This is a genomic window from Pseudomonas sp. NY15356 (genome assembly GCF_048068175.1).
Classification (GTDB): domain Bacteria; phylum Pseudomonadota; class Gammaproteobacteria; order Pseudomonadales; family Pseudomonadaceae; genus Aquipseudomonas; species Aquipseudomonas putida_K.
Window position 1 is genome coordinate 1 of sequence record NZ_JBLUPW010000068.1, and the last position, 1,160, is coordinate 1,160.

Consider the following 1,160-nt stretch of genomic DNA (forward strand, 5'->3'; position numbering starts at 1 on the left):
GTACAGAACAGGCACGGTCGCGATCACGGCTGGCCAAACGACGGTGACCGGTACCGGCACCAATTTTTCAGCGAATGCCCGGGTGGGCGATGCACTGCTAGGCCCGGATGGCAATTGGTATGAGGTGACCAACATTGCCAGCACCACGGTGCTGAGCATCCTGCCCGCCTACAAGGGGGCCACGGTCACCGGAGGCACCTACGCAATCACGCCGGTCCAGGGCTACACCAAGACCTTGGCCGACAAGTTCAACGACATCGCCAATACCTGGGGCTCGACCCTGGCCGGCCTTGGCTCGGTGTCAACCGAGAACGTAGTGCCGGTGGCCAAGGGGGGGACCGGAGGCAACACGCAGGCATTAGGGCGCAGTGGCCTTGGACTGAAAACGGCCGCGGTGGCCGATATCGTTGGCACGGTCAGTCAAAGCGGCGGTATTCCAACAGGTGCAATCATCGAGCGTGGGAGCAATGCCAATGGTGAGTACATCCGGTTCGCGGATGGCTCGCAGATTTGTTGGGGTATTGCAGCTGAAGCGTTAGTTACAACAGCAGTCGTTGGAAGCGGCTTCCAGTCTCCGACAACCAGCAACTTCATTTATCCAATTGGATTTGCTGTACCTCCCAGGCTATTCCCAGGTGGTTATTTTCCCGCTGGTGGAGCGTCTCGAGCGTGGGCAAACCCTGCAGTTGTAGGTTCTGGTAGCTGTACCCTTGTCGCCCACGGGTTCGCTAATAACGCCACAGTCCAAGTGGCCTATATGGCTATTGGCAGATGGTTCTCATAAGGACGATATCATGCTCATCAAACTTTCACCGGTTCGATCCGGCCATAATCTTGCCGTCCTCAAAGCTGGCGATCAACTCGAAATCAATGGCGTTTCACTGGACTTCTCCAGACTTGCTGATGGCTCGACATTACCGGTCGAGGCGGTAGGCAGCCCGTTTATCGTTGCTCCTGTGGAGCGTTTTAATGGTGACCTGGTCGTTACCTTGATGCTGCCGCACGCTGCCGACGCTCCGGAGAGCGCACGTTTCCCGATCGATATCCGAGACCCAGCCGATGGCCGGGTGCCTTTGCCTGGGCTGGAGTGGAGCGATCCTCTCGAAGCTGTGGTGGGCGTTATCGATTGGTCCCAAGAGATCACTGCGGAGACCAAGGCC

The 1,160-nt window shown here is 57.9% G+C and carries 1 protein-coding gene and 1 pseudogene; both read left to right on the plus strand.

The window, feature by feature from the left end:
- Window positions 1-784: hypothetical protein (locus tag ACNFCI_RS23930; protein WP_416768421.1), on the plus strand; the 784-nt coding region annotated here is incomplete at its 5' end.
- A gap of 10 nt (window positions 785-794) precedes the next feature.
- Window positions 795-1,160: pseudogene (locus tag ACNFCI_RS23935) on the plus strand (hypothetical protein); the annotation flags it as partial.